This window comes from Sporosarcina oncorhynchi (genome assembly GCF_033304615.1).
GTDB lineage: Bacteria > Bacillota > Bacilli > Bacillales_A > Planococcaceae > Sporosarcina > Sporosarcina oncorhynchi.
Genome location: NZ_CP129118.1, coordinates 215,145 through 239,582 on the forward strand (window position 1 = coordinate 215,145; position 24,438 = coordinate 239,582).

Sequence of the window (24,438 nt, forward strand, 5' to 3'; positions counted from 1 at the left end):
AGAATGAAAGTAGATAAGGTATTAGATGCAAAAGCGTTGGCATGTCCAATGCCAGTAGTTCGTGCAAGAAAGACGATGAAGGAAATGGAGACAGGTGAAATCCTGGAAGTCCTTACGACAGATAAAGGATCAGTTGCTGATTTGACAGCCTGGTCAAAATCGAGTGGGCATGAAATGTTGGAGCAAAAAGAAGATGCAGGCGTCTTCACGTTTTACATTAAAAAAGGTTAACAAGAATGGATGGGGTATCGTAACAGGTACCCCATTCATAATGTAAAGGAGGAATAACTAGATGGATATGGCATTTATCATTACCATTTTCCTCATTGGATTTATAGGGTCGTTTGTTTCAGGAATGGTTGGTATTGGTGGTTCGATTATAAAATATCCAATGCTGTTATATATCCCACCAATGCTTGGGGTGGTTGCCTTTTCTGCACATGAAGTTTCTGGAATCAGTGCAATTCAAGTGTTTTTTGCCACCATATCGGGAGTATGGGCGTATCGTAAAAGCGGCTATTTGAATAAGACTCTCATTATTTATATGGGTAGCGCGATCTTAATCGGTAGTTTTATCGGTGGGTACGGATCTAATTTAATCTCCGAGGGAACGATTAACCTTGTCTACGGTATATTAGCTACAATTGCGGCCATTATGATGTTCGTGCCTAAAAAAGGGCTTGATGATATCCCCGCCGATAAAGTGGTGTTCAATAAGTGGTTGGCGGCGAGTCTTGCATTCATCGTAGGGATAGGAGCGGGAATTGTTGGGGCAGCAGGTGCATTTATTTTAGTACCGATTATGCTTGTCGTCTTGAAAATCCCGACACGGATGACGATTGCGACCTCTCTTGCCATTACGTTTATCTCCTCAATCGGCTCAACTTTCGGGAAAATCGTGACGGATCAGATACTTTATGGTCCTGCAGCGATCATGATAGTAGCGAGTGTAATTGCCGCACCTATTGGAGCAAAATTAGGGCAGAAGATGAATACAAAAGTGTTGCAAATGATCTTGGCAGTATTGATCCTAGCGACAGCTATTAAGATTTGGTTGGATTTTTAATCAACAGACAAGCGATGCAAAAGGGGATGTCCTTTTTGTAGCGCTTTTTTGTTGTTTACGGCGTTTGTTCTTCCATTATATGGGCAAGCGGTGATAGACTGTCGTTAAGCGGTGATAGATAGCACGTAAGCGGTGATAGACTGTCGTTAAGCGGTGATAAGCAGCTCATAAGCGGTGATAGACTCTATTTAAGAGGTGATATGTCATTCATTCACCGTTAATAGGCGAGTCGGTGGTAAATAGTCGAGAGTCGGTGGTAAAGTCGACTAAGTCGGTGGTAACGCGATTAGCAAAGGATTTTATCGCCTAGTTAATGGATAAGCGGTGATAGACTGTCGTTAAGCGGTGATAGATAGCACGTAAGCGGTGATAGACTGTCGTTAAGCGGTGATAGATTGCTCATAAGCGGTGATAGACTCTATTTAAGCGGTGATAAGTCGTTCATTCACCGTTAATAAGGAAGTCCGGTGATAAAGTCGACTAAGTCGGTGGTAACGCAAATAGCAAAGGATTTTATCGCCTAGTAAATGGGTAAGCGGTGATAGATAGCACGTAAGCGGTGATAGATAGCACGTAAGCGGTGATAGACTGTCGTTAAGCGGTGATAAGCAGCTCATAAGCGGTGATAGACTCTATTTAAGCGGTGATAAGTCGTTCATTCACCGTTAATAGGCGAGTCGGTGGTAAAGTCGACCAAGTCGGTGGTAAGCCGATCCACGTGACGGTCACATACAATTTCATTCCATACAAAAGAGCGCTGCAGAAGGTAAAGTTCCCCTCTGCAGCGCTCCGTTATTTCATCGAAGTGTACGTGATGTTGCTTGGATTACACTATCTTTAATATGTTTAGCTGATTGTTTCTTTCTCGCGAATACGAAGTAAGAAGCGACTGTCAATCCTGCAACGAGTAGGGTCAGTAGCGCCTGAACTCGAAGTGAATCGATGACGAGCATGGCGATGAAAATCCCGATAATGCAGATGATGGAGAAATACGTAAGATAGGGGAAAAGCCACATCTTAATCTCCAATGCTTCAGGGTTTTCTTTTTCCATTTTCCTGCGCATACGCAATTGTGAGAAAGCGATGACGAGATAGACAAGCAATGCAACTGCGCCTGACGAATTGATCAGGAATAGGAAAATAACATCTGGTGACGTATAACTGAAAATGACCGCAATGTACGAGAACACTGTACTGAATAGAATTGCACGCACAGGTACACCTCTTTTGCTCAACTTCAGGAATGCCTTAGGTGCATCGCCTTTTTTCGCCATTCCGAAGAGCATCCTTGAATTCGCATAGAGTGCTGAATTCAAACAAGATAAGACAGCGGTCAGTATGACAAAGTTCATAATTTGAGCAGCCGCTGGTATGCCTATATAGTCAAGTACAGCTACAAACGGACTAACAAGAATATTGGCGGAGTTCCACGGAAGCAACGTAACAACGATGGCGATGGATCCGATGTAGAAGATGAGAATTCGCCAAATGACACTATTTGTCGCAATGCGTACCGCTTTTGTCGGATGATCCGATTCCCCGGCAGCAATAGCAACGATTTCAGTTCCCATGAATGAAAAAATAACAACCGTAATTCCTAATAATACTGCACCGAATCCAGATGGCATAAATCCGCCTTCTCCAAGCAAATTGACAGTACCAGGTGAATCAACGCCTGGGAACCAGCCGAAAATGACCGCAAGACCAAGTATGAGGAACAATCCAATACTGACAACTTTTATAAGTGAGAACCAATACTCGAACTCACCGAATGATTTGACGGAGAACATGTTCGTCATAGTTAACAGGACAGTCAAAATTAACGCCATTAACCAAAGGGGCATTCCAGGAATCCAATATTGGATGATGGCAGCACCAGCGATTGCTTCAATGGCGATGACGACCACCCAGAAAAACCAGTATAACCAACCGATCGTGAAGCCTGCCCATGGACCAATTGCTTCTGTAGCGTATGTAGAAAACGAACCGCTTGTCGGTTTGGCTGCTGCCATTTCTCCGAGCATGCGCATGACCAATACGACGAGAAAACCTGCAAATGCATACGATAAGATAGCGCCTGGACCGGTTGCATTGATGACTGCGCCACTTCCGACAAACAAGCCTGCACCAATGACCCCGGCGATGGAAATCATACTAATATGGCGTATTTTCAGATCAGGATTCAATTGCTTCTCTTCGAGTTCTTGGGTTTCTTCAGACATGTACTAATCCCCTCTTTCATATTGTAAATAGTAAATGCTAAATACTGTAAGCGATTACAAAACGACTATATGAAAATTTCTGACTACTTGAACATATTCTACATAAATAGTTCGGTTTGCGAATTGGACAAACTGTAAGCATATGCTTGTCTCAATTTCACGATTTGTTAAAGAGGGGGTGAAAAGGCTACTGTAATTAATGACTGAGTGCTCAACTCTTCGTCTGCATATAGCGTTTAGCATGGATAGCCACTTCAATCGCCAGACGATTGGTCGGTTCCATAAAGTCACTTCCAAGAATGGTTTCCAGTTTTTCTAGTCGATGGTAAAGCGTCTGGCGTACAATGAAAAGACGTTCGGCGGTCTCTTTTTTAGAACCTCCACATTCAAGATAAATTCGCAACGTGTTTAACAATTCGCTGTCCATTTCTTTGTCATACGCAATAACGGGAGATAAATGATCATCCACAAAAGATTGTAATTGTTCTGTTGTATCTAGTTTCGAAAGCAGTCTGTAAATCCCAAGTTTCTCATAAAAGTACGTATGTATGAGATTCATTTTATGCATCGATAATACTTTCCTTGATTCCTCATAAGCTAGTTGAATGTTGTTAATCTGTTGATAGACGGAGCTGATTCCGAATTGACACCGGCTTCCATCCAAATAATCATTGTTTTCGAGACTTTCGATTTGATGAAGCAATTGAATGAATCGATCTGTCGATTTCGCATATTCTGTCGCAGACAAATAGGAAGCAATGATAATGATTTGGTTTTTTACACTGGACACGGCCGGGAAAAATCCATTTCTATTACATAACGCCCGAAGTGTCATCGATCGTTGGATTCTAATTTCCTCCCAATCGTCCTCGTCTATATCTGCAACCGATTCGTTCACATCGATTGTAATGATCCGGTAGTACATATTGCTACTTGGAGTTGGAAGGAAAGCATTGATTTCATCCTGATCTACTGGTCTGCCGTTCAGTAAATTCCTAACGAATTCCCCTTCACTTTTCTGTTTGCGTTCAGCGATTGTTCGGCTACGAAGGAGGACCTGGGCAATTGCAAGAGCTGCGCGATCCAATAGCAAGAAGGTCATATCAGCCGTGCGTGGCGGAGTGAATTCTAGGCAAATGAAACCTAGTAATTGGCCAAGACCGCGTATCGGCATGCAAGCGAAACTTCTAGTAGAAGCGGTGACGATATATTCGTCTGTGAGCGAGTCGATTGGCGTTCTAGTCAACTCGTATTCAAGTTTCTCTTCTACTTCTTTCATTTCTGAAGGATAGTAGTAAGACTTTTGAAGGTCGCCGATAAAGATGACCCCTTGTCGGAAAAATGTATGCATTTCTTGAAGAATCTTTAATATTCCATTCGGTGAAAGCGATAAATCAATGAATTTCCTTGACAGTGTATCCAGTTGGGAAAGCATATGGTGATGTTGATTAATAATTAATGTATGAAGGTCCTGTGTAATGTCGACAAATTTCACAGTTTTCTCGAAAACGATAATAGGAAAGTGATGCTCATTCGCCAAGTCGATAATCTCAGCAGGAATTTCATTGAAATAAGGTCCGAGTTCGATGCAAATACAAGCGACCTCCTTTTCAATTAACCGCTTCACATATTTCAGTTGGGTTGGCAAATCAAGCTGAAGGCCAACGCCAGTCGTCAAAATCAGTTCTCCCCCATTAATAAGTGATTCAAAGTCCTGTACTTCGAGCACATGAGCCCATTTCACTTGTCGATGAAGCCCTGTATGCCCTGCAACTACTTTCGCATAGTTGAATAAAGGTCGTTCTAGTACCTTTGCAATCGGTATTTGTAATTGTTCCATTAGGCGTCCCTCCATAACGTAAAAAAAGAATCGTTATCATTTTACATAATGTAAAGTGTTAATGTATTGAATTGTTTGTAAAGTATAAGGTGAAGTGTAACAGAAAAACAATTTAAGTCGCAAGTATAGATTAATAGGAGGAATTCAAATGCAAACAGTATCAGTTGAAAAGAAAACGCTTTCAAATTTTGTGAATGGACAATGGGTAAAGTCTAAGACAGATCGATATGAAGAAGTACCAAATCCGGCGACGGGAGAAATCTTAGCGGAAGTGCCAATTTCAACTGCAGAAGATTTGGAAGAGGCAGTTGCAGTCGCAAAGGAAGCTTTTAAAAAGTGGAAGAAGACGCCAGTCCCACAACGTTCACGTATTTTATTTAACTATCAACAATTGCTAGTGAAGCACTGGGATGAGCTGGCGAAACTCATTACACTGGAGAACGGGAAAAACTATAACGAAGCATATGGTGAAGTGTTGCGAGGCATCGAATGTGTGGAGTTTGCGGCAGGCGCACCTACATTGATGATGGGTTACCAACTACCGGATATCGCTTCTAATATTGAATCGGGTGCTTATCGTTATCCAATCGGGGTTATTGGCGGCATCACGCCATTCAATTTCCCGATGATGGTGCCTTGCTGGATGTTCCCGATGGCGATTGCGACTGGGAATACATTCATCTTGAAGCCTTCAGAGCGTACACCGTTGCTTGCAAACCGACTGGCTGAGCTCTTAACGGAAGCAGGTCTTCCAGACGGCGTATTCAACATCGTGCATGGTGCGCATGATGTCGTCAACGGAATCTTGAGTCACCCGGACATACCGGCGGTTTCATTCGTCGGATCTCAACCGGTTGCAGAATATGTATACAAGACAGGGACGGCGAATGGTAAGCGTGTCCAGGCTTTAGCTGGTGCGAAAAATCATACGATCGTAATGCCTGATGCAAATATGGATTTAGCAGTTAAAGATATTATTAACGCTGCATTCGGTTCAGCGGGCGAACGATGCATGGCATGTGCGGTAGTCGTCGCTGTAGGTGATGTTGCTGATACACTCGTCGACCGACTTGTAGAAGAATCCGACAAATTGACGATCGGAAATGGCTTGGAAGAAGGTATTTTCCTCGGACCTGTCATTCGTGATGCACATAAAGATCGAACGCTTTCTTATATTGAAGCAGGTGTTGAAGAAGGTGCAAAACTGTTGCGTGACGGTAGAAATGATCAGTCTACATCAGAAGGCGGATATTTCGTCGGACCAACAATTTTCGACAATGTAACGAAGGAAATGAAAATATGGAAAGAAGAAATTTTTGCGCCAGTTCTATCCGTTGTACGTGTCGATACATTGGATGAAGCAATCGCTTATGCGAATGAATCTGAATTTGCAAACGGTGCATGTCTGTTCACAGATAGCGCGAAAGTGATTCGCCAGTTCCGTGAGGAGATTGATGCAGGCATGCTTGGTGTCAATTTGGGCGTTCCAGCACCGATGGCATTCTTCCCGTTCTCGGGTTACAAAAAATCATTCTATGGTGATCTGCATGCAAACGGACGAGATGGCGTTGAATTCTATACACGTAAGAAAATGTTGACAGCACGTCATTCCTATTAAGAAATGGAGATGGAGAAGATGACAACAATACATGAGCAAACGAAATCGTTAGTCGAGAAGGACCGTGAAAACGTTTGGCATCACATTTCAGCTTACAATGAAAAGAATCCTCCAATGGTCGTTGAAAAGGGGGAGGGTGCTTGGATAACAGACAGTAAAGGGGACCGTTACCTCGATGGAATGGCGGGCCTTTGGGCAGTAAATGTCGGCTATGGCCGTGAAGAAATGGCGGAAGCAGCATATGAGCAGATGAAGAAACTAGCTTATGTACCAATGACGCAAAGCCATGGTCCTGCCATTGAATTGGCGGAGAAAGTGAATGAACTGCTTGGCGGGGACTATAAGATCTTTTATTCGAACTCGGGGTCTGATGCGAATGAAGTAGCATTCAAGTTGGCACGCCAATTCCATCAGCAAAATGGCGAACATTCACGTTATAAATTCATCTCTCGCTATCGTGCGTATCACGGCAGTTCAATGGGCGCTTTGGCAGCGACAGGTCAAGCATTGCGCAAATATAAATACGAGCCATTGGCACCAGGTTTCTTGCATATCGCTCCACCTGATAATTACCGTCGACCGGCTGGGCAGTCAGTTGAAGAATATAATCTGCAACGTGCACAGGAGTTCGAGGAGAAAATTATTTGGGAGCAAAAAGAGACGATTGCGGGGATCATCATGGAACCGCTCATTACGGGCGGCGGGATTTTGATTCCTCATCCGGTATATGTCGAGAAAGTCCAGGAGATTTGTACGCGACATGGCGTATTACTCATTATCGACGAAGTTATTTGCGGTTTCGGCCGGACGGGTAAAATGTTCGGGCACCAGCATTTCAAATGCAAACCGGACATCGTCACAATGGCCAAAGGATTGACAAGTGCCTACTTGCCGCTGTCCATCACGGCAATCCGCAAAGATATTTACGACCAATTCGACACAGGCGAAGACAACAGCCATTTCCGACACGTCAATACATTTGGTGGGAATCCGGCAGCTTGTGCGTTGGCACTTAAGAATATTGAAATTATCGAGCGTGAACAACTCGTAGATCGTTCCGCAGAATTGGGCGAGCGACTTCTCAAGGAGTTGGCAGAATTGAACGACCATCCACATGTTGGCGATATCCGCGGTTTAGGATTCCTGCTCGGTATTGAACTCGTTGAGAATAAAGAGACAAAAGAGCCTGCAACGAATGAACGCATGGCGAAAATCATGGGCGCATGCAAAGCGAATGGCTTAATTGTTGGACGTAACGGCGATACAGTAGCCGGCTACAATAATATCCTTGCATTGAGCCCTCCGCTATCATGTACAGATGAGGATTTTGACTTTATCGTCGCGGTGTTGAAGAAAGTATTTAACGAGAACAAGTGAAATTGTGATGACCCCGGCGCCATAGGAATATGGCTACCGGGGTTTTTGCTGTTTAGGAATGTCGTATTTTACTAGTGGGGGGGTTGAGCGGTTTTACCTGTATGTTGAGCGGATATTCGGTGAAGTTGAGCGGATTTTACAATAGGTTGAGCGGTTAAATCCCAACGTTGAGCGGTTTATTCATCAAGTCGAGCGGATTTGACGCGATGTTGAGCGTTTCCTGACTCAGCAGTATGAATGGGATAATGAGAATCAGAGAATTATGGAGTGTCGGTGATAAAGTAGGACGAGTCGGTGATAAGTAGTCGGGAGTCGGTGATAACAAACTAAGAGTCGGAGATATACGGCTACAAGTCGGTGATAACTTTTTAAGACTTTACCCTTCTAGTGTTAATTCGATAAGGTGGTTGGTATTTTTGACAAAGTGGCCTTAATTGACAAATGTTCTATTTTCCGCGGAGCGCTACCGTTTGAATGGTGTAACCGATCGCGTTAAATGCCTTTGACAAATTAATCTTTCTTTTCAGTAATTGGGTAGTATACTTAATACAACATGATATTTCATACAAAGGTGATGAATAAAAATGACGATAACACACTCCATCAAAATTAGGGACATAAGCAAGGGGGACTATGATGCAATTGTAAGCTGGAGTAAAAACGATACGTTTTGTTCTGCGAATGGGTGGGAGCTGAACAGAAGCGAGGATGAATTGCATAGATGGTGGATGCATTGCGTGAACAATGAATCTGTAGATTTTATTCGCAAGGCAATAGAGTTGGATGGTAAGTTAATTGGCTATGCCGATTTAGCGACTATTCAAGGTCAGTCAGCTGAAGTCGGCATCGCAATTGGCGACAGTACACTATGGGGAAAAGGAATTGGAGCCGACGCACTTAAACGAATGATGGAGTATGCATCTGAAAAGTTGGGGATTACAGTGTTTCACGCCGAAACACACGAAGCGAATAGTCGAGCACAAAGACTGTTAGCGAAAATAGGGTTTCTAGAAGTAAGTCGGATTGGAACGGAAGATTATGTAGGGCGGGAAGATCAACTAATTCAATATACATTTGAATAAAGTAGGGTATGGTAATCGGGAGAAGGGTGGCATTTCATTGAAGAAAATCAGTTGGTTGCTTATGCTCGTTGGAATCTTGCTTATAGGTTGTACAGATGAGAAAGGTTCAAATTGGGTTGTGAGTCCTGCATTCACGGTAGACAACAAGACTTTTCATGGTGTTGAAGGGAAATTTGGATTGATTAAAGCGAACGGCGAAGAGGATGAACCGGTGTTTCCTGCGGGCCAAGGAAGGCTGTATGATCTATATTTTCTGGAAAGTGATGACCATTTTGAAGGTTCAAGATACAAAGTGACTGCTGCACACAAAGACACTGGTAAATCTTTGGAGTTAACTGAATGGGATATCGGCAGTGGTCAGAGCGGTGCGAAGTTTGGATTTGAGGAGTCGGGAATTTGGAAGATTGAGGTTGCTGTCGACGATAAGCCCTATACTAGTTTCGTTGTGGAGGCAAAATAGTTTGATTGGATGTTTTATGTAATAGTGCCGAAATATAATGACTTAGATGTATCAATAAATATCATTGTTCCAGCACCAGTTCGTTTTGGTTGCTGGTTTTTATATGGCGGCAAGGGGACCCTGAGGCGAAATCATCAGAAATAGGGGGAGTCGGTGGTAAAGCGGGTCAAGTCAGTGGTAATCGGTCAAGAGTCGGTTGTATAGCCGTTCAAGTCCGTGGTAATCTGTTAAAAGTCGATGGTAAAGCCGCTCAACTCAGTAGTAACCACCTTGAAGTCGGCGATAAGCATATCGCAACTCAACATCCCACTTTCGACATCTCTCTACAAGGTTATAAATGTCCTCTATTTCTTGCGGGAAATATAATGTATAGTGGAAATATGAGGAAAAATGTTGAGAAATGGCGAGGTGAGCCGGTTGTTGAAAAAGCTTTTCCATCGAGGACGTCAGGCTACACCTGAAGTGGAAAAATTGATCTTTGAAAAGTATTATAAACGTGTATACCATACAGCATATTTCATTGTGAAAGATCCAGATTTAGCACAAGATATTTTACAGGAAAGTTTTGTGAAAGCATTTCGTCATATCGACCGTGTACATGAAATCGAAAAAATAGGTGCTTGGCTTGCGACAATAACGACGAGAACTGCCATTGATCACTTAAGAAAAATGAAAAGAAGGAATGATTTTGCTACAGATGACGTCTTCCTTACTAAAGAGCTGTCGAGTACAGAAATAGACCAAACATCCATAGTGGAAATTGCAGCTGAAAAAAAGTTAATTCAGAAGATAATGTGGGAAGAGCTTGATAAGCTGACACCTGACCATAAAGAAGTGCTTTATCTGTATTATTACGAAGATTTGACGTATGAGGAAATTTCCGAGTTGTTGGATGTTAAGCTCGCGACAGTCAAAACGCGGGTGCACCGGGCCAAATTGAAGTTGAAAGAAGCATTGGAACAACAAACGGACTTGATGGAGGTGGTGTTGGATGTCAATAGCTGAAAAGCATGAAATGGATCACATCATCCGTGAAGCTTTAAAAGACCAGATACGTGAACAATCCGCACCTGGAACTTCAGTGGAAGAAGCCTGGGTTTTGCTTGCGAAAAAGCGGATTGAGGAAAATGAAAGGCGACCAGGTCGTGGAAAATTGTATTCCAGGGGCTTGTTTGTCATGGTGGCAGCATGTCTCCTCTTATTTACTGTCTGGAGGCCTCAGCAAGGAGCTGCATTTGATAATTGGGTTACATTTTATCAAAAGTTCCAAGGTTCAGTCGTACAGGTTTTCGGTGGAAACACAACACACACGGAAGATGCATCCTCTGCGTTTAGTGAAGCCGGGGCTTTTCAAGTAATGGACGTTGAATATGTGACAGAACAATTAAGCTTGGAAGAAGCTCGGAAGGTGACAGCATTCGATATTAAGTCACCAACTGTACCGGCTGATTATCAACTGACAAATGTCACCGTCAGTCGAGAGACAAACGAGTTAAGTTCAGAAATCACATTGAATTACGTAGGGAATGGCAAGGAAGTACGAATTGGACAAATGCTGCTAGAAGGCGAGTTTGGCTTTGGTATGTCTGCTGATCGAAACGATACGAAAGTAAAAGAATTATTCATCAACGAACGCCAAGCAACCCTAATTACGTTTAAAGATGGTTTTCATCAATTGATATGGACGACGCCAAATCGCTATTACAGTATTGAAGGGAATGTAGAAGAAGAGGAAATTATAGCTATAGCAATTTCTATGTAACAAGCGGAAATTTACAAAAAACGCTCTGTAATTAGAGCGTTTCTACTTGTCATTAGCTTAACTTTTCTTTTTCTTGAAAACCGCACGAATCCGCGGCTCTGTCCGATTACGTATACGCTTTATATTTTCTATGTGTTTCCAAACCGCCATTGCAAAAAGAGCTAAAGCTATGATAATTGGCCAGTAACCGATCATCCAGATGGCGGCAACTAGAAACGTCACGTAGAGCATGAAAACCCCATAGACAAGAATATCTGTAACCAAAGCGACTATAATGAATAACGCTAACCCCGCTAGCCCAAATCGCCAATCGAGTGCAAATAATACCCCGATGATTGTAGCTGTTCCTTTCCCGCCGTTGAACTTCATATGGAACGGGAAGTTATGTCCGAATACAACGGCAGTCCCGACGATAAACAATAGCAAAGTAGTACTGTCCGCGGGTAGTCCAAAATATCCAGCAAGCAATCTAACCGCGATTACCGCAAAAACTCCTTTACCGATATCAATCAATGCAACAAGCGTGCCATACCGTTTTCCAAGAACAATCATCGCATTCGACGCTCCAGCATTCTTAACGCCCGTCTCTTTCAAATTAACCCCGGAAATCCACCTGGCAATTGTCGAGCCATGCAAACAGCCGGTTATATATCCGAAAACAATACTACCTACAATCCATAAAGTCATAAGAATCCCCCGATATTAATGATTTTCATGATAACTTCCGAGAGAATGGTCTTCGCGCTCATAGAATGTCGTTCGCGCTCATAGTAGCTACATCCGGGTCCAAACCATCCACCCGCGAATTCAATCCAGCTCCCCGTGTAATAAAACTATTATAACATCGAAGACAAAGCGCAAGTTTCAGAAAAAAGTAAATTCACCCCTTGACTTTTGAAAAATAGTCTCCTATACTGTTCAACAAGATGAAAACTGAATAACCAAACTCTTATCAAGAGCGGCGGAGGGACTAGGCCCTGCGATGCCCGGCAACCGGCAAGTGATGAACTTGCAAAGGTGCTACTTCCTACAGACTTGTGTAAACGGTCTGAAAGATAAGGGGGAATAAGCGAAAGCGTAACCCTCTTCTTAGCGAAAGGGGTTATTTTTTATTCCCAAAACCCCCAACGCCTCCGCATTGCACGTTTCATCTTAAAAAACTACTGGAGGTAATGACAATGACGAACAATCAACTTCACCCTGAAACTCTTCTTTTACACGGTGGCCAAAAGCCGGATCCGACTACGGGTTCACGCGCTGTGCCAATTCACCGTACGACCGCATTTGTATTCCGCGATACTGAACACGCCCAAAATCTATTCGGCTTGCAAGAAGTAGGCAATATATACACGAGAATCACAAATCCAACTGTTGCGGTCTTTGAAGAAAGGATGGCTCTGCTGGAAGGTGGAACTGCCGCTGTCGCATTGTCTTCAGGAATGGCTGCCATCGCGTTCTCCATTTTAAATATCGCTGGCACTGGTGATGAAATTGTTGCAGCAAGCAATTTATATGGTGGTACGTACAATCTATTCGCCGTCACGCTTCCACGCTACGGTATTCATGTGAAATTCGTCGATGCTGCGGACCCTGAAAACTTCCGTACGGCAATCACGGACAAAACGAAAGCGGTATTTGTAGAAACGATCGGTAATCCGAGCCTTCAAGTGCTTGATATCGAAGCGGTAGCAAATATTGCCCATGAAAATGAAATTCCACTTCTCATCGATAATACATTCGCTTCCCCATATGGATCGAATCCTATCGAGTTTGGTGCAGATGTCGTCATCCATTCCGCAACGAAATGGATTGGTGGCCACGGTACGACAATCGGCGGTGTCGTTGTCGATGCAGGGAAATTTGACTGGACGAGAGGGAAATTCCCAGGCTTCACAGAGCCAGATGAAACATACAATGGATTACGCTACGGCATAGACACGGCAGCCGCTGCATTCGCGACAAAACTACGTGTCCAACTATTACGCGATTTCGGTCCTTGCTTAGATCCGGACAGTGCCTTCAACTTCCTTCAAGGGTTGGAGACATTGCATTTACGTATTCCACGTCACAATGAAAACGCACAAAAAGTAGCTGCATTCCTTCAGGCTCATCCGTCTGTTGAATGGGTTACGTATACAGGCTTAGACAATCATCCGACACACGAAAATGCTAAGAAGTATTTGAAAAATGGATTTGGTTCTGTCATCGTGTTCGGTATTAAGGGCGGTCGTGAAGCAGGTAGGAGAATAATTGATAACATCAAGTTATGGTCTCATGTGGCCAACGTCGGTGATGCGAAATCACTTATTATCCACCCGGCTTCCACAACACATCAGCAACTGTCTGCAGAAGACTTGAAAAACTCCGGTACTCCGGAAGAATTGATCCGTCTATCGGTAGGTCTTGAATCACCTGAAGACATTATTGCAGATCTAGAACAGGCAATTGCAAAAGCAGTTCCTGTAACTCAGTCATAACAATGAAGTGAAAATCACACCCGTCAATCATTTGGGCAGGATGTGAGGAGAACCAATAGTATCGAAATGGTTATATGGAGGTGGACGGCATGCCGTCAATAAAAGCCGCTATAATCGGCTTCGGAACTGTCGGTAAAGGCGTTTATAAAATAGTGGACGAAAAAAGGGAGCAAATTAAGAAACAGACGGGGTATACCGTTGATATTGTAGCCGTTCTTGTGCGAGACATTACAAAGACACGTAATATCTTTCCTGGAACAGTGCTAACAGACAATATCGACGACATTCTCAATAACCCGGAAATTACAGTCATCTTCGAAGCAATCGTCGATGAAGAACCAGCATACACATATCTTTCCCAAGCAATCGAGAAAGGAATCCATATTATTACTGCGAATAAGAAAATGTTCGCCAAGCATGGACCGGCATTGCTGAAACATGCAGAATTCAGGAATATCCAAGTCGGTTATGAAGCAACGACAGCGGGCGGGGTACCAATCATACGAACGATCGGGAACCTTTTGTCTGGAGATCGTGTGAAACGAATCCAAGGAATTTTGAATGGTACATCCAACTTCATACTGACGGATATGCGAACAGAGGGTGTGCCCTTTAAAACAGCGCTTGAAGATGCTCAAAAGCTTGGCTTCGCTGAAGCGGACCCGACAGATGACGTGAGCGGGACGGATGCATTCTGTAAACTGATGATCCTGAGCTCATTAGCTTTTGGAAGTCAGCCGGAATGGGAGAAGGTCTCCGTCGTCGGTATTGATCATATCCAAACCGATGATGTAGTGGAAGCGTCAAATGCGGGTTACCGTTACCGGCATGTAGCAGATATCCGTCAGAACGACGACGGAAGTTTGACAGCCAAAGTGGGTCCGGTCTTACTGGAAGCGAATCACCCGCTGTATAGCATCGATGGTGTAGACAATGCTGTCATCGTTGAAACGGAATATTTGGGGGCATTGACCCTAATCGGCCCGGGAGCAGGCATGTACCCGACAGGAAGTGCAATGGTCGCGGATCTGCTGCACATCATTCGTCAGCAGGTGACTGAGCTCATTCCAAATTAAATTGAAACAAACGAAAAGCCATTCCCCATCCGGAATGGCTTTTTGGTTTAGTATTCATTTATCTTTCATACGCATAGATTTTAATTCTTGATTTAAGTCTTTTATTAACGAGACGACCATCAGCAAAATGATGAATGAAAACGGCAAGGCCGCTATGATGATTGTATTTTGCAAAGCATTGAGTCCGTTAACGGAAAGCAAGATTAATGCAATTGTAGACTGGATGACACCCCAAACAATCTTCACACTATTAGGCGGCGTCAATGATCCATATGTCGACTGCATTCCTAAAACGAAGGTTGCAGAGTCTGCGGACGTAACGAAGAAAGAAGCGATCAATATGATTGCGACAATCGAAATAAAGAACGACCATGGCATTGCGCTGAACATATCAAAGACGACAAGCTCAATGGATGATTGAGCTAGATCCGCAATACCTTCTTTTTGCATATTGACGGCTGTTGTACCGAAAGCTGCAAACCAGAACGTGCATAGCAATGTAGGTGCTAACAATACACCTGTCATGAATTCCCGAATTGTCCGTCCTCTAGAAACTCGAGCGATGAACATACTGACGAATGGTGCCCAAGAAATCCACCATGCCCAGTAGAATATTGTCCAACCATCTAACCATTCTCGGTTGCCTGCATCTAGAGGAGCAGTCCGGAAACTTAGACTCACAAGGTTTGCCAGATAGCCACCAACAGAGTCGGTGAACATATTGAAAATGAGTAAAGTTGGACCTAATGCAACTACAAATATGAGCAATGCAACCGCTAGAATAAGATTTGTATTGGACAAATACTTTATTCCTCTACTAATTCCCGACCAAGCGGAGAATACGAATAGAACGGTCACAACAGCAATTATGATGACTTGAGATTTAATACCGATTTCGAAGCCGAACAAATGATTCAGTCCAGCGTTAATTTGAACAGCACCGAAGCCGAGTGTTGTAGCAACTCCAAAAGCGGTTGCAAAAACGGCAAGTACATCGACTAGAGTTCCCCAAGGTCCCTCCATCTTTTTACCGAAAATCGGCTTCAATGTTGCTGAAACTAACCCCGGTTCACCTTTTCTGAATTGGAAATACGCAAGTGCTAAAGCTACAACACCATACATGGCCCATACGTGAAGACCCCAATGGAAGAAAGATTCCCGTAATGCTTCTTTAAAAGCGGCGTCTGTATTAGGCTCGCTTGTCGCGGGACTAATCGCGAAATGTGATAAAGGTTCTGCAGCTCCATAAAACACGAGTCCAATTCCCATTCCTGCTGAAAACAGCATGGCAATCCACGTAATTGTCGAGAATTCGGGACGATCTGTGTCTTTGCCGAGGCGGATTTTACCGAATGGGCTGAAAATAAAGAAGATGCTCAAAGCTACTAATAAAGACATAAGTAACAAATAATACCAACCAAAAGACGAAGCTACAAAGTTTTTGGCCGTGGATGTAATTGCTTCGAAACTGTCAGAAGCAATAACTCCATAACCGACGGTCAATATAATAAGACCAATTGTGATATAAAATACACTTGATATTTTTTTCATGTTTCCCCCTATGGAACTCCAGTTTTTCAAACGACTATAAACTATACCAACCATTTTGCAGTAAAGCAAAAGCGAGGAATGCTTGAGAAAAATGCTAAATCACTTACTTTATTTTTTCATCAAGTCGTTGAATCTACCTAGCACCAACAGTTAGCGGCTTATCGAGTTGAAATTATTTGGCAGGAAAAATCATACGGAAAAATAAATTAATCAGGTCTTTATAACTATTGGAAGATGAGCTTAATCCTCATCTTTTATATCTCTATCGGGTGGGATCTGCTCGTTTAAATAATCATCAATTTGCTGCTTCACCGTTTCCAGTTGTTTGAAGTAAAGTTCGAATTGAGATTGGCTTACTAAGTATTGTTCTCCATCGTGTATACCTTTTATGCGTCCCTCTAAAACATATTTCTGTACTTGTCTGACAGGCATTCCCAGATAGTCAGCAGTTTCTTCGATTGTCATATACAAAATGGACATCCTCCTATAAGAAAAAGGGACGGAATCCGCCCCTTTTTAAATCAATTTATCAAGCTGTAATCGTTTATTCAACGCAATCATAACCGGGATTCCAATGAGCATAACTGCAAGCTCACCCGCTCCGACAAAAAACCATGTCAAAAGGAAAGGCAGTTTCAAGACAATATTCAATTCCCATGCAATGAGGAACATCGTAAAAGTAAAAACCGCTGTATTGAACAGCATTCGCGCATAGATCCCTTTAATGAAGCGGGCTGAAAAGATTGTGATGGATAAAGCCAGCACAGATTGTCCAACTCCGAACACTAAGTCGATTGGTCCGAGTTCGGAAAACAGGAGGTTCGCGACGAACACACCTAAGACAATGCCGATAATATACTTCTTGTTAAAAACGACGAGATGATTAAACATCTCGGACAAACGAAACTGGATATTCGTGAAGCCGAAAGGGGCTATCAAAAATGTCACAGCGACATATAAAGCAGCGATTATTCCGCTCGTTGCCATTGTTTTAATTTTCATATACATTTCTCCCTAGTTTTTTTTCGTGGGATGGTTACGAACCACGTATTGAAAAACCTTATTATTAAAGATTTGACATGCTCTATTATACGCAATGTGTAGTATTTGTGTAGTGTTTTTTAATCATTATTATTTCTGTACAAAAATCTCTATTGTTTTTGTGTCTATTCCTCACAATTCTCTATTAGCATTCTGCGGAATTCTTTGTGCTTGAAAAATGTTTTCACAGGAGAAAAACGTATTTATGTGTACGTACTAGTAGAGCTAAAACAGTGAAATAGTCAGTTTTTTCATAAATATGCAAAATGTATATTTTATTAACTTAAAAAGATGGTATATTCAATGTGTAGAGGAGGAGGTTTTTATTGTCTACGCGTATTTCTTATTTGATGGTGTTGTTAGGTGCTGTGTTATGGGGAACGACAGGTACAGCGCAAACTTTCATGCCGCAATCAGTTCATCCATTGGCAGTCGGTGCTTCTAGACTTGCGGTTGGTGGATTTACGCTGCTCATCATTATGCTGGTGTTGCGAAAAATTGACTTCCGCGACTGGCCATGGAAATCAACAATTCAGGCAGCTCTGGCCATGGCGGTTTTCCAATATTGTTTCTTTACGTCAATTCGGTTAACGGGTGTCGCGATAGGAACCGTTGTTGCAATCGGTAGTGCACCGATGTTTTCTGGCATTATAGAATGGTTAATCCTTAAAAGACGGCCGACAAAAGTTTGGCTTATCGCCACGTCCATGGCCGTTGTCGGATGTATTTTACTGTTTTTCAATAAAGAAGGACTTATTGTTAATCCGGTCGGGGTTTCGCTCTCCCTTTGCGCAGGTTTGTTATTCGCCTTTTATACATTATTCAACAAAAAAGTATTAGACCAAGTGGAAGCGATTCCTTCAGTGGCAGTCATCTTCTCGGCAAGTGCAGTCATCCTCATGCCATTCCTATTTATATTTGAAACAGAAGGATTGCTAATGGTGTCCGGCATATGGACAATGATTTACCTCGGTATTGCGACGACAAGCATCGCATATATTCTGTTTTCGGTCGGTTTGCAAAAAATCCCTTCATCCTCCGCCGTCACACTGTCACTGGCAGAACCGCTTACAGCAGCCATTTTAAGTGTATTAATTGTTGGAGAAAGATTGGATCTTCTATCTTGGACAGGAATAACGTTATTGCTTGGAGGCATTCTTGTTTTGACGTTCAGTGGGAGACGAAATAAGGCTGCTAATGCATAGGCAGCCTTGTAGTAGAGAATATAGGTTTTCACATTTTTCAATTAAATAAGGAGTTTAAAACTTAACCGATCACGTATGCTTTCTATTCTTTGCGTAAAATCTTGTCGCAAAATACCCAAGTACAATTAGCAAAGTCGCAAGCAATCCGCCTTCCAGTCCAAACGCACCTCCTGTCAATAAATCGTTTCCACCTTCTACAGATACATTATAAATTCCGTGTGGTGAAAGACCGCTGACAGCGAATCCGAATACATTCCCTTGGAAGTAATTCCATGTAATATGATAACCAATCGGCAACCATAAGCTATTCGTCGCGATGAACATATAGGCGAACAAGACACCAACCAATGCAATATTGACCAGTCCTAAAATGCTCACATTCGGATTCATGCCGTGTGCCAAACTGAAAATGATTGCGGACACGACATACATAAGCCATCTTGAATTCCCCCGATTCGCCATCGTCGACATGACATACCCTCTGAAAAACATCTCTTCGAAAAAACCAACGAGAATGAACAAAATAAGGAATGTGATTGTGTAGATAGAAAACTCAGGAGTGCTGAACGTATTCAACAGCTCGATATTTCCTGTTACATACAATAGAACGAAAATGATGAAAATAGACAGCGCGCCTAGTAGCAATCCGAAACCGAGATCTTTTAAGGGGCCCCTGAACCCGAGCTCTTTAAGTGTTCTTTTATTCATGAACTTCCATAATAATACGGTAATGAGCATACCGCCAATCGTACCGCCGCCTTGGGACAGAAGGAAAACCCATGGATGACGATCGAAAGCATTGAGCACTTCCGCTTCTGAACCCGTGCTTAAACTCGAAAAATCGACAACCATTAATGCAAATACACCAGGCAATGCAAATACTTGCTGCGCAATGAACATCGTTACAAATGTTATTAAAATGAGCCAGCCGGCCCGAACTTGGTTTCTTTCATTTTTGAACAAAGTATATAACCCCCAAAATAGTATGTGTTTTAAACCGTCATATCGATCTGAACGCTATCAGGCGCAGCCTTTCGTATCGCTCTCAATAGAAATAAAAATATAATATCCATGATCAAGACACCAATTATCGCAATCAGATTCAGAACAATCCAACCATCTCCAGACGTATTCACTAAAAAGGACATAAGTGCGAATGTGAATAGATAGAAGCCGATGAAGTACTTGAATGTAGTACTTGTTCTTTGAATCAATGCAGTCATGTCGAACGATTTGACAATCTCCATTAAGAGTAAAAACAAATAAAATGCGACGATCAACTTGATGATAAATAATCCGTTGCCGTACACTGACCAACTATAGTCAAGTACGGGATCCGATAAATTCACTAAAACGGAAGGGATGGATGCGATCATTCCGACAAGTGCCACAATCCTCGGTTTTTTCGACTGTGGAAAAGCTACAGCAATCTTTGTGCATCCCGAATAGATCAATAAATAGCCGACCGGGTCCATAAGCAGATCGATACCGATATATAGGTCAAAGAAAATGAAAAAATAGCCCCAGAAAATTCTACGCAATGCACTATTCAATCCGCATCCCTCCTCGTTTTAGCCTGAATGATCGAATTGACATCACTTTGCGTTAAATAGGGTTGATAGTTGTACCAGGCAGACGTTGTGAATGCTTTTTCTTGTTGCGTTGTTCCGGAAATCTTTAGAATGAATGCTAATGGGTTTTTACTGTTCATTTCATCAGTAGGCATGAAGTTGATTCTCAACAGCTGGCCTTTTTCAAGATGGACCGGGTATACAATATCTTCTAGAGCAACAGCTAATGAGGTAGAATTCGAATCGCCCGACCGATTGCTACTAATGGATATATGGTCTTTGAACTGCTCATAGAAAGGATAGGACATCGATTCAATCGTCAATGGTTCTGTCGCTTCATATAAATAGAAGCTGATGCCGTTTGTGTCACCACCGGAAGATTTATGATGGAGCGCTGAATTTCTTGAAGCTGTAGTATCCTCTTTTGGATGAATAACGACTTCCCCAATCGAAGCATCGGTCCCTGAGCCATCCGAGAATACCGCAAATACATCTGAAAACGTCATGTCTTTATCAGGGTAATGATAGTCAAAATCAATACTACGTAGATTGATTGTTTTGCTACGAAGCACATGATGCGTAAACGTTTGGTCATTATAGGGCGCATCCGGCAAGTAGATGAATTCATTTTCCGCATAGGCGCTCAACCCATTAATTGTAAAATAATTGAGATGTCTGCGGTCATTTTTATTCGCCAAGTAATAAAAAGTAAGCTGATTATAATCATCTGCCGTTGTCTCGATATAATGATCGAGAAAAATCGGCTCTTTCAATTGTTTGGATTGCGCATAGATGGAGTTGGCAATCCAACTGATGCCAATTAGTGCTATGGCCACCCAAAAATACCGCTCTTTCACTGGAATCCTCCTTCCAATCATTTCCTGTATACATTTATTGTCTCAAAATGGCGTGTGAATTGCATGTGTTTTTTGAAATGTTTTTAAAGGAGGGGGAATAAGTCTGATGGGTATGGAATTGCAGGTTTGAAAAAGGTAATTCATTGCTGGCATAACGGGCACTCGTTGAACCTACGTGCTTTGCAGACTTTACCACCGCCATTTGCTGAGTTACCACCGACTTTTTCGACTTTACCACCGCCATTCGGCGAGTTACCACCGACTCTCACCGGTTTACCACCACCGCTCCAAAATCCCTCCTAATCATTCCTGGCCAGCCTAACAAAAAGCCTCCACACTAAAGAGTAGAGGCCAATCTCACCATTATCCAAGTTTTCCACTATGCAACCGTTCCAATTCTTCCTCAATCCGTCCGACATCAATTCGTTCAAACAACGGCCCGACACTTGACAACACACGGCTGCCGACGGTAACTTCTTGCCATTCAAATGTTTGGATTTTTAACATTTTCCCTACGTCTTCGCTCGAAAACGGCAGGAAAGGGGAGAGGAGCTGTGCGAAATTGGCGATCAGATAGACGCAAGTCGCCATCGTTTGTGCACAGGCGGCTTCCTCTTCCTTAATTTGAATCCATGGCTTTTCATCATCGAAGTATTTATTTGCTTTGCGTATTGCTTCGAAAATGATGTCGATTGCTTCTTTGAAATGCCCTTTTTCAATTTTTTCTCCGACAATCGGATAAAGTCCCGTGATTAAATCCTTCATTGCCATACTGATTTCGGCTTGCGGTACAACACTCGCAAATGACTTCTCGATGAACTTCAATGTCCGGTTGACGAAGTTTCCGTATGCTCCGAGCAGCTCAGAATTATGACTGTAGATGAACTCGCGCCAAGAAAAATCAGCATCCCGGTTTTCTGGCGCATTGGCCGTCAAAAAGTAGCGCAGAGAATCAGGGCGGTAGCGGTCCAGCATATCAGGCACCCACACCGCCCAGTTTTCGCTCGTCGATAATTTGCGTTTCTCAAGCGTCAAGTATTCATTCGAAATGACATGTGTCGGCAACGCATTTTCTTGGTCAATGCCCATAAGAATCGCTGGCCAAATAATTGTATGGAAGGGGATATTATCCTTACCATGGACATAATAAGACACCATCTCTTCATTCCAATACTCATCCAGATCAGTCCGGTTCAACGCAGCCCATTCCCGGCTCGCAGAATAATAACCTGTGACTGCCTCAATCCATACATACACTTTCTTTCCTTCATAACCGAGGACGGGAATATTAACGCCGTTCGCTAAATCCCTCGAAGCGGCGCGGTCATGAAGTCCTTCACTCAAATAGCGTTCTGATTGGTTGATGGCATTGTCGCGCCATCTGTCTTCCGCTTTTGCTTTCGCAACAAATGTGGAGAGCTGTTGCTGGAAATCACTTAATTTAAAATAAAAGTGTTCCGTTTTTTTCGTCGTCGGTTCATTGCCACATAGTTTACATTTGCGATTAATCAGCTCCGATGGATCCAAAAGCGAGCCGCAATGATCGCATTGGTCGCCCCGCGCCTTGCTTCCACAATGCGGACAAATACCTTCGACAAAACGGTCTGGAAGAAATCGTTCGTCAAACTCGCAATACGTCTGGTCTGTTTCTTTTTTGAAAACTAACCCGCGGTCTACCAGCTTCAAAAAGACTTGCCGGACAATCTGATGATGGAACGCACCATCTGTCCGTGTGTATATGTCATAAGTGAACCCAAGTCTTGCGAATGAAACAACAAACTCAATATGAAAACGGTCCGCAATCTCTTTCACAGTGACATTCTCCGCATTGGCGCGGATAGAAATGGGCGTCCCATTACAATCACTGCCCGATACATATAAAACCTTTTCACCTTTTAACCGATAATACCTCGCTAAAATATCTCCCGGCAACAATGCAGCGATATGTCCTAGATGCAACGATCCATTTGCATACGGCCAAGCGCCTCCAATAAAAACAGCCATGTCCATTCCCCCTAATTTGAGTACAAAAAAAACCCCGCCCCTATCGATAAAAATCGATAAGGACGGGGTCTTTACCCGTGGTACCACCTTACATCACAACCAGTTCACACTGATTATCTCCAAAAGTACGCGCCAAAAAAGCGTATACTTTGGCGTAGATAACAAGTGCCAACTCTCGTCGCAGCCTACTAGTCCGTAGATGTTCAGTGCGAAGCTCAAGGATCATGTTCGGAAGTTTTGTCCGCTTCATTTCCACCGTCAGAAGCTCTCTATGCGACATCCACTTCCTACTTTTCCCTCTCACAGCTTTTGTAAGATGTAGTTGTTTTCATTATAGTCACTGTATTTGAAGAAATCAATAGATATTAATTTGTAGGCGGTCGATTTTCCTTTGGTTTTTCCACTTGTTCTTTCTGTTTGTTCGCCTGGTTATTCTTGCCGATGACTTTCAAATCATCCGTACTAATGTCGAATCCGTACCCGAATTCTTCCCGGTTCAACGTGTTACCTTTTTTCATTTTCTTTTCTTTAGCCATGCCCAATCACCTCCCGTTATAGGGGAAGGATGTTCATTTTAGGAAGGATTATTCAAAATGAAAAATTCGAAACGGTCGGTACAATTAAGCTACCCACAATGAATCACTAGAAATCCTGATTACTCTTTGACCATCAGTGAAAACGCATAAATCGTTTCACCTTTCAACTCATTGTCCCATATCGCTTTGACGGACATGTAATATTTACCTGGGGTCAGAGGTGCTTGGATAGTATTATTGTTGACTTCTATCGGTTTCATTTCATCGCCTTCCTGCATATATGCGATAAATGAATCAGGTTCCGGGAAATCGAAGTCATTCCCCGGGACGGCGAACTGGAATAGAATATCATCTCCAGGTTTAATAGGATTAACGATATAACTGTCCAAGAATTCTGAAGGAAGCGTAGGCTCAAGGGAACATTCTTTGTCTTTTTCTTCCCAGCAATGTTTATCGCGGGATGCCCTTGCGCCTCCTTTATCAAAACCAATCATTATGTCAATTTCAGGTCTTATCGTAATCGTTTTATCCACTTCTGCTTCCTCAGGTGGCGTTGCGACGATTTCCTCCTCTTCTTTTTCATCATCCACACAGCCTACCAACAATAATGCGATTAGCAGAGTATAAAGCAACAACCATTTTCTAATTGAAATCAATCCTTCCCTCTGTTCCGTAATTTTGAGTGAAACAATC

At 42.8% G+C, this 24,438-nt stretch carries 24 protein-coding genes, 2 riboswitches and 1 other annotated feature; of the genes, 11 read left to right on the forward strand and 13 right to left on the reverse strand.

Going from position 1 to position 24,438, the window contains the following annotated elements; translation table 11 throughout:
- Positions 1 to 3: 3 nt before the first annotated feature.
- A complete protein-coding gene (locus QWT69_RS01160; RefSeq protein WP_317968168.1) occupies positions 4 to 231 on the forward strand; it encodes a sulfurtransferase TusA family protein in 228 nt (75 codons plus the stop codon).
- Between the two features lie 61 nt (positions 232 to 292).
- The gene (locus QWT69_RS01165) at positions 293 to 1,066 is read left to right on the forward strand and encodes a sulfite exporter TauE/SafE family protein (RefSeq protein ID WP_317968170.1); all 774 of its coding nucleotides are present in this window, start codon (positions 293 to 295) and stop codon (positions 1,064 to 1,066) included.
- A 797-nt stretch (positions 1,067 to 1,863) separates the two neighbouring features.
- Here the strand turns inward: QWT69_RS01165 and QWT69_RS01170 are convergent.
- Positions 1,864 to 3,288 carry an amino acid permease gene (locus QWT69_RS01170; protein WP_317968172.1) on the reverse strand — a complete coding sequence of 475 codons (1,425 nt, stop codon included), beginning with the start codon at positions 3,286 to 3,288 and terminating at the stop codon, positions 1,864 to 1,866.
- 211 nt (positions 3,289 to 3,499) lie between these two features.
- Positions 3,500 to 5,128 carry a PucR family transcriptional regulator gene (locus QWT69_RS01175; protein WP_317968174.1) on the reverse strand — a complete coding sequence of 543 codons (1,629 nt, stop codon included), beginning with the start codon at positions 5,126 to 5,128 and terminating at the stop codon, positions 3,500 to 3,502.
- Positions 5,129 to 5,276: 148 nt separating this feature from the next.
- Between QWT69_RS01175 and QWT69_RS01180 the strand changes: the two genes are divergently transcribed.
- The 6 genes from QWT69_RS01180 to QWT69_RS01205 all read left to right on the forward strand — a co-directional run bounded on the left by QWT69_RS01180 (position 5,277) and on the right by QWT69_RS01205 (position 11,427).
- Positions 5,277 to 6,746 (forward strand): CoA-acylating methylmalonate-semialdehyde dehydrogenase, encoded by a 1,470-nt coding sequence (locus QWT69_RS01180; RefSeq protein ID WP_317968176.1) that lies wholly within the window; start codon positions 5,277 to 5,279, stop codon positions 6,744 to 6,746.
- 18 nt (positions 6,747 to 6,764) lie between these two features.
- Positions 6,765 to 8,123 carry an aspartate aminotransferase family protein gene (locus QWT69_RS01185; protein ID WP_317968178.1) on the forward strand — a complete coding sequence of 453 codons (1,359 nt, stop codon included), beginning with the start codon at positions 6,765 to 6,767 and terminating at the stop codon, positions 8,121 to 8,123.
- Between the two features lie 584 nt (positions 8,124 to 8,707).
- Complete coding sequence (locus QWT69_RS01190; RefSeq protein WP_317968180.1) at positions 8,708 to 9,205, forward strand: GNAT family N-acetyltransferase; 498 nt, start codon at positions 8,708 to 8,710, stop codon at positions 9,203 to 9,205.
- Positions 9,206 to 9,242: 37 nt separating this feature from the next.
- Positions 9,243 to 9,665, forward strand: coding sequence for a hypothetical protein (locus QWT69_RS01195; RefSeq protein ID WP_317968182.1), 423 nt, complete (start codon positions 9,243 to 9,245; stop codon positions 9,663 to 9,665).
- Between the two features lie 420 nt (positions 9,666 to 10,085).
- Positions 10,086 to 10,670 (forward strand): RNA polymerase sigma factor, encoded by a 585-nt coding sequence (locus tag QWT69_RS01200; protein ID WP_317968184.1) that lies wholly within the window; start codon positions 10,086 to 10,088, stop codon positions 10,668 to 10,670.
- Complete coding sequence (locus tag QWT69_RS01205; RefSeq protein WP_317968186.1) at positions 10,657 to 11,427, forward strand: DUF4367 domain-containing protein; 771 nt, start codon at positions 10,657 to 10,659, stop codon at positions 11,425 to 11,427. The genes QWT69_RS01200 and QWT69_RS01205 overlap by 14 nt, the downstream gene beginning before the upstream one ends.
- 57 nt (positions 11,428 to 11,484) lie before the next feature.
- Here the strand turns inward: QWT69_RS01205 and QWT69_RS01210 are convergent, their stop codons facing one another.
- Entirely contained in the window at positions 11,485 to 12,114 is a 630-nt protein-coding gene (locus tag QWT69_RS01210; protein ID WP_317968188.1) for a glycerol-3-phosphate acyltransferase, read from the reverse strand.
- 259 nt (positions 12,115 to 12,373) lie between these two features.
- A riboswitch (SAM riboswitch) is annotated at positions 12,374 to 12,489 on the forward strand.
- 116 nt (positions 12,490 to 12,605) lie between these two features.
- Here QWT69_RS01210 and QWT69_RS01215 point away from each other — a divergent pair.
- Together QWT69_RS01215 and QWT69_RS01220 are read left to right on the forward strand one after the other, a co-directional pair.
- A complete protein-coding gene (locus tag QWT69_RS01215) occupies positions 12,606 to 13,904 on the forward strand; it encodes an O-acetylhomoserine aminocarboxypropyltransferase/cysteine synthase family protein (protein ID WP_317968190.1) in 1,299 nt (432 codons plus the stop codon).
- Positions 13,905 to 13,993: 89 nt separating this feature from the next.
- Positions 13,994 to 14,980: a homoserine dehydrogenase gene (locus QWT69_RS01220; RefSeq protein ID WP_317968192.1), complete on the forward strand. Its 987-nt coding sequence runs from the start codon at positions 13,994 to 13,996 to the stop codon at positions 14,978 to 14,980.
- 54 nt (positions 14,981 to 15,034) lie between these two features.
- On the opposite strand, the gene QWT69_RS01225 is transcribed toward QWT69_RS01220, so the two are convergent.
- The 3 genes from QWT69_RS01225 to QWT69_RS01235 form a co-directional block, all read right to left on the reverse strand.
- On the reverse strand, positions 15,035 to 16,531 hold the full coding sequence (locus QWT69_RS01225; protein WP_317968194.1) for a BCCT family transporter: 1,497 nt from the start codon (positions 16,529 to 16,531) through the stop codon (positions 15,035 to 15,037).
- Between the two features lie 240 nt (positions 16,532 to 16,771).
- On the reverse strand, positions 16,772 to 17,002 hold the full coding sequence (locus tag QWT69_RS01230) for a helix-turn-helix domain-containing protein (RefSeq protein WP_317970843.1): 231 nt from the start codon (positions 17,000 to 17,002) through the stop codon (positions 16,772 to 16,774).
- 45 nt (positions 17,003 to 17,047) lie between these two features.
- The gene (locus QWT69_RS01235) at positions 17,048 to 17,533 is read right to left on the reverse strand and encodes a QueT transporter family protein (protein WP_317968196.1); all 486 of its coding nucleotides are present in this window, start codon (positions 17,531 to 17,533) and stop codon (positions 17,048 to 17,050) included.
- 6 nt (positions 17,534 to 17,539) lie between these two features.
- Positions 17,540 to 17,584, reverse strand: a riboswitch (PreQ1 riboswitch).
- A gap of 314 nt (positions 17,585 to 17,898) precedes the next feature.
- Here QWT69_RS01235 and QWT69_RS01240 point away from each other — a divergent pair.
- Positions 17,899 to 18,777: a DMT family transporter gene (locus QWT69_RS01240; RefSeq protein ID WP_317968198.1), complete on the forward strand. Its 879-nt coding sequence runs from the start codon at positions 17,899 to 17,901 to the stop codon at positions 18,775 to 18,777.
- A gap of 69 nt (positions 18,778 to 18,846) precedes the next feature.
- Here the strand turns inward: QWT69_RS01240 and QWT69_RS01245 are convergent, their stop codons facing one another.
- The 7 genes from QWT69_RS01245 to QWT69_RS01275 form a co-directional block, all read right to left on the reverse strand.
- Positions 18,847 to 19,740 (reverse strand): CPBP family intramembrane glutamic endopeptidase, encoded by an 894-nt coding sequence (locus QWT69_RS01245; protein WP_317968200.1) that lies wholly within the window; start codon positions 19,738 to 19,740, stop codon positions 18,847 to 18,849.
- 29 nt (positions 19,741 to 19,769) lie between these two features.
- A complete protein-coding gene (locus tag QWT69_RS01250; RefSeq protein WP_317968202.1) occupies positions 19,770 to 20,330 on the reverse strand; it encodes a hypothetical protein in 561 nt (186 codons plus the stop codon).
- Entirely contained in the window at positions 20,327 to 21,205 is an 879-nt protein-coding gene (locus QWT69_RS01255) for a hypothetical protein (RefSeq protein WP_317968204.1), read from the reverse strand. The genes QWT69_RS01250 and QWT69_RS01255 overlap by 4 nt, the downstream gene beginning before the upstream one ends.
- A 140-nt stretch (positions 21,206 to 21,345) precedes the next feature.
- Positions 21,346 to 21,474 carry a hypothetical protein gene (locus QWT69_RS01260; RefSeq protein ID WP_317968206.1) on the reverse strand — a complete coding sequence of 43 codons (129 nt, stop codon included), beginning with the start codon at positions 21,472 to 21,474 and terminating at the stop codon, positions 21,346 to 21,348.
- Positions 21,475 to 21,568: 94 nt separating this feature from the next.
- Positions 21,569 to 23,209: a methionine--tRNA ligase gene (metG, locus tag QWT69_RS01265; RefSeq protein ID WP_317968208.1), complete on the reverse strand. Its 1,641-nt coding sequence runs from the start codon at positions 23,207 to 23,209 to the stop codon at positions 21,569 to 21,571.
- A 55-nt stretch (positions 23,210 to 23,264) separates the two neighbouring features.
- Positions 23,265 to 23,522, reverse strand: a binding site (T-box leader).
- Positions 23,523 to 23,574: 52 nt separating this feature from the next.
- A complete protein-coding gene (locus QWT69_RS01270) occupies positions 23,575 to 23,745 on the reverse strand; it encodes a hypothetical protein (RefSeq protein ID WP_317968210.1) in 171 nt (56 codons plus the stop codon).
- A gap of 119 nt (positions 23,746 to 23,864) precedes the next feature.
- Positions 23,865 to 24,401 carry a hypothetical protein gene (locus tag QWT69_RS01275; protein WP_317968212.1) on the reverse strand — a complete coding sequence of 179 codons (537 nt, stop codon included), beginning with the start codon at positions 24,399 to 24,401 and terminating at the stop codon, positions 23,865 to 23,867.
- Positions 24,402 to 24,438 lie beyond the last annotated feature (37 nt).